This is a genomic window from Chroococcidiopsis sp. CCALA 051 (genome assembly GCF_003015105.1).
Lineage (GTDB): Bacteria > Cyanobacteriota > Cyanobacteriia > Cyanobacteriales > Chroococcidiopsidaceae > Chroococcidiopsis > Chroococcidiopsis thermalis.
The window spans coordinates 1-4,244 of the sequence record NZ_PYCI01000234.1 but is presented as its reverse complement, the minus strand read 5'-3'; the positions used below and the strand labels follow the sequence as shown (position 1 = coordinate 4,244).

At 44.8% G+C, this 4,244-nt stretch carries 6 protein-coding genes; 2 read left to right on the top strand and 4 right to left on the bottom strand.

Annotation, left to right across the window (positions count from 1 at the left end; genetic code table 11):
• Both C7Y66_RS29985 and C7Y66_RS29980 read left to right on the top strand, forming a co-directional pair.
• Positions 1–425: hypothetical protein (locus C7Y66_RS29985; RefSeq protein ID WP_106548327.1), on the top strand; the 425-nt coding region annotated here is incomplete at its 5' end.
• Positions 426–462: 37 nt separating this feature from the next.
• Entirely contained in the window at positions 463–1,026 is a 564-nt protein-coding gene (locus C7Y66_RS29980; protein ID WP_106548326.1) for a glutathione S-transferase family protein, read from the top strand.
• Between the two features lie 126 nt (positions 1,027–1,152).
• Here C7Y66_RS29980 and C7Y66_RS29975 read toward each other — a convergent pair whose 3' ends face one another.
• The 4 genes from C7Y66_RS29975 to C7Y66_RS29960 form a co-directional block, all read right to left on the bottom strand.
• The gene (locus C7Y66_RS29975; RefSeq protein ID WP_039714828.1) at positions 1,153–1,290 is read right to left on the bottom strand and encodes a photosystem II reaction center protein K; all 138 of its coding nucleotides are present in this window, start codon (positions 1,288–1,290) and stop codon (positions 1,153–1,155) included.
• 212 nt (positions 1,291–1,502) lie between these two features.
• A complete protein-coding gene (locus C7Y66_RS29970) occupies positions 1,503–2,558 on the bottom strand; it encodes a fatty acid desaturase (RefSeq protein WP_106548325.1) in 1,056 nt (351 codons plus the stop codon).
• Between the two features lie 165 nt (positions 2,559–2,723).
• Positions 2,724–3,284, bottom strand: a complete 561-nt coding sequence (locus C7Y66_RS29965) for a GNAT family N-acetyltransferase (RefSeq protein ID WP_233222913.1) — start codon at positions 3,282–3,284, stop codon at positions 2,724–2,726.
• 69 nt (positions 3,285–3,353) lie between these two features.
• A partial coding sequence (locus C7Y66_RS29960) for an ATP-binding cassette domain-containing protein (RefSeq protein WP_199197733.1) occupies positions 3,354–4,244 on the bottom strand: 891 nt, incomplete at its 5' end.

Here is a 4,244-nt window from a genome sequence, read left to right as displayed (position 1 = left end):
CCTCGGAAGACTACGTTGCGATCGGATTAGCGACATGCTTTGTGAAGGAAGAGGGAGAAGTGCGCGAACTAGAAATTATCGAGCCGATACCCTCTGCTGCTTTAGAAGCGATCGCTAAAGGTATTCCCACATCTTACAAACTGGTTAGCGCTACAACCCTGGGAACGGTTTTAGCTGGGGACAAATTACAGATCCCTGCTGGTTTTCCCACCTCAGCCCAATTTAGCGACGACTTCGGACAACGGGCGATCGCTGCTGCTCGTACTTACAAGAGCCGTACTGTTGCTAAGGCTCTCATTCCTCTCGGCACAACTCGTGAAGATTTTAATTATTCCACAGAACGCAAGCGCGTACTAAATACGAAACGAGTTGTTAGTAAAGACGACAATGTAAAGCAGCACGCTTACACCCATCAAGTTCTGTGATTGTCGAGTTTTGTAACAATATTTTAATCTTGCCAACATGCTCAAGCTTTATGGTGGTGCTTTTAGCCGTGCCTCGATCGTTCAATGGTATCTGGAAGAACTAGAAGTTCCCTACGAATTTGTCATGCTGGATATGAAAGCAGGAGAGCATCTCCAGCCAGATTATTTTGCCATTAACCCCTTTGGTAAAGTGCCAGCAATTGTAGACGGAGATGTCCGATTGTGGGAATCTGGTGCAATTCTTGCGTATCTTGCCGACAAGTATGAAAAAGCTGAGCTGTCCTTAGCAGAACGCGCTCAGCTGAGCCAATGGATTTTATTTGCTAATGCCACACTAGGACCAGGAATTTTTGTTGAAGCAAACCGCGATCGCGAAATGCCGCGTTTGATGACTGCCCTCAATCGAATTCTAGAACAGCAATCTTATTTGCTCGGTCAACATTTTAGTGCAGCTGATGTCGCGGTCGGCTCTATCTTAAGTTACATTCCCATCATGCTAAAGCTAGATCTGAGTGGCTACCCAGCAGTGGTTAGCTATGTCAAAAGACTCGCAGAACGTCCGGCATTTCAAAAGTCAATTGGTTCTCGCCGTGGTGGGTGAAGAAAAGTAGCCTTCACAGTCTGTCTCATTAAAATTTGTTGAACAATTCATCTGAAAAAATAGCAGGGTAGACGATGCCTATCCTGCTTCCACGTATTAAGAGTTAGCGCTGCGTTTAGCCCTAGCTTATCTAAAGCCAACAGCCGCTTGCCAAACAAAAGCTAGCAGCAAGAAAAATAGAGGAATCAAGGGCAGAACGTCAACTAGAGGATCTAGGATGGAATATGCTTCCGGTAGTTTTGCTAACAATAATGCGGCTTCCATACTTAAATTTTCCTTCTCAACACAGCTTTCAGAATTGACATGCATCTTAACATGAATCAGTTATCAGTTGTCAGTTATCAGTGACTAGTGACTGGTGGCTGGTAACAAGAGTTGAGTCTAACCACTAATCACTAGCCACTAGTCACTCACCAACGATCGCTCATTCCTAGCTTCTGACTTCTGACTTCTGACTTCTGACTTTTAACTTGTCCTTATTTTCTGTTCCCTAAACGAAATTCCCGGCATGACTGGTAGCAATTGTCAGGGTCGTAGATATGACACTGAGACGTAACTTCGTGTATTAAAGACCAAGAAAAGTTGGATTCTGGGTGTAAATAATCACCCCAGTTTTGTTGTAAGCTGCGATAAGCTTGCCACAGTTTGTAGGAAGGAATTGCAGTCGAAATGTGGTGGGGAATATGGACGCTAATATCGTGGCAGAGAAATTCTACCCATCGGGGATAATTGCAATGAATTGTACCTGACAACTGCGATCGCGCCGCATTCCATTCATGAGGATGGTAGAAAGGAATATCTACAGCTGTATGGTGTACCAGAGTAAAAGTACTCATCCAAAAATGATAGACCAACCAAGGGATAAACCAAAATTTGATAACTCCCCAGAAACCAGTAGTAGCAAAAAGTAGCGGAAATGCGATCGCGGCAAAAACAATGACTGACAAAGCCGAAAATCTGACTTGTTCGCGTTGTTTCCCTTCAAATCGAGTCCAGTTAAAATGTAATGCTCCCCAGTGCAAGGTAGAAGCCATCCACCAGAATTCACCCCGCATTAGTCGATACCCAAATTGCCCGAGAGAACCTAAACTAGCATAAAACTCTGGTTGAAAAGGCTGCCATGCGTTGTCTTCACCGATTTTATTAGTGTGTAGGTGGTGGTGATTGTGTAAGATGCGCCAGCTATGGAAAGGGTAAATTAACGGTAATAGTAGCGTATGCCCTACTAAATCGTTAACCCAACGGCGTTTGGCAAACGAGCGATGTCCGCAATCGTGAGCAATCACAAAAAAACCGGTCAACGCTGTACCGGTAAAAATCCAAACAAAGGGTAACAAATACCAAGGCGCGATCGCTAAACCTACATAACCCACCACAACCATAAAAATATTAATGAATACCTGCGACCATGCTTGCAGGCGATCCCGTTGAAAGCACTCTTTAGGTATGGTTTTGAGGATATCTTTGAGACGTATTTCAGTATTGAAGGAACCGTAAGTTGGTTGTTGAGGCTGTGGAATCAGTGTAGTCATGAACACCTGTAATAAACAATACCAATTGCTAACACACCACTAAGTTGATAGCGTGCTGATAGTTTTGCGATCGAACTGCTTCGGAATTATATCAACCTTAAGTATCCTAGAAAAAGGGGTATTTATATAGATGAAGTCGCGCATTCGCAAGTCAGGCAGTCGAAATTAACTGCTCCCAGCTCGTCCCTGCTCCCTGCTCTCTTGCTTCACTGATAACTGAATTTGCTTTCCCATTATGACCAAATCGCGCTCTACACCGTCAAGATTGGCAACTTGGGGTAAATAACCCCAACGCTGAAAGCCAAACGCATCAAATAGTTCTATGCTGGGCTGGTTATGGGCAAAAATGAAGCCTAATAGAGTCTTTAACTCCAAGCTGGGGCTTTGCTCGATCGCGTAAGATAACAATTGTCGCCCCACCCCACAGCGACGATAGCTAGGAGAAACGTATATACTCACCTCCGCAGTTGCTTTATAAGCTGGTCGTCCATAAAAAGATTGAAAACTCAGCCAGCCAGCTATAGCTGCATCTATTTCCAATACCCAAATCGGACGCTCTGCTGGAGAATGGGCGAAAAACCAATCCGTGCGGCTTTCTACAGATACGGGTTCTAGATCGGCTGTTGCTAATCGGTCGGGAATTGCAGCATTATAAATTGCGACAATTTCTGACAAATCGGCAACCACTGCATCGCGAATCGTTCTCATCACCTCTTCACCCCTCATCCACTCGATCGCACAGCTCTTACATTCCCCACTCCCTACTCCCGTACGGGCGGGTTTCCAAACCCGCCCCTACTGACTTCCTAATAACGGTGCAGCTGCCAACAGCGCTTGGGTATAAGGATGCTGAGGATTGTTAAAGATAGCTTGAGTCGTATCGATTTCGACAATCTGACCGCTATTCATCACAGCAATGCGATCGCATAAAAATCGAGCTACCCACAAGTCATGGGTAATAAACAAATAAGTTAAATCGAACTCTCGCTTTAATTCCAGCATTAAATCGAGTACCTGAGCTTGGATGCTAGCATCAAGCATACTGACAGGTTCGTCACAAATTATCAGTCGCGGACGAGTAATCAACGCACGGGCGATCGCCACTCGCTGCTGTTGTCCGCCAGATAGTTCGCTAGGATAGCGGCTGTAGTAATTCTCTGCTGGAACTAGTCCGACTCGCTTCAGCATTGCCATCACCTGCTCTTTCGCTTTTGTAGAATTAGCTATGTGATGAATGAACAAAGGTTCGGCAATGTTCTGTCCCACTGTCATTGTTGGATTAAGACAAGCATGGGGATCTTGGAAGATCATTTGCATTTGTCGTCGAGAAAGGCGCAGATCTTGTCGCGACAAAGTAGTTAAATCCGTGCCTTGCCACTCTACTTTTCCCGATGTAGGGCGAACTAGCTGTAATATTGTCCTAGATAAAGTACTCTTACCACAGCCCGATTCCCCAACTAATCCCAAAATTTCCCCAGGGAAAAGTTCCAAATTTATTCCATCTACAGCCTTAATTGTCTGGTCTTCAGCTTTAAACAACCGCTCGATAAAATTGCGTTCTAAGCTGTAATGCTGTTTTAAATCCGTGATTTTGAGAATTGGTAATTGGTGATTGGTAGTTGGTAGTTGGTAGTTGGTAGTTGCTGAGTGGCTGGAATTGCTTCCTTGTCCCCCTTGTCCCCCTTG

Bases quoted from the DNA above. Each gene is read 5' to 3' on its own strand.
- C7Y66_RS29980 (WP_106548326.1), top strand. From the start codon at position 463: ATGCTCAAGCTTTATGGTGGTGCTTTTAGCCGTGCCTCGATCGTTCAA.
- C7Y66_RS29975 (WP_039714828.1), bottom strand. From the start codon at position 1,290: ATGGAAGCCGCATTATTGTTAGCAAAACTACCGGAAGCATATTCCATC.
- C7Y66_RS29970 (WP_106548325.1), bottom strand. From the start codon at position 2,558: ATGACTACACTGATTCCACAGCCTCAACAACCAACTTACGGTTCCTTC.
- C7Y66_RS29965 (WP_233222913.1), bottom strand. From the start codon at position 3,284: ATGAGGGGTGAAGAGGTGATGAGAACGATTCGCGATGCAGTGGTTGCC.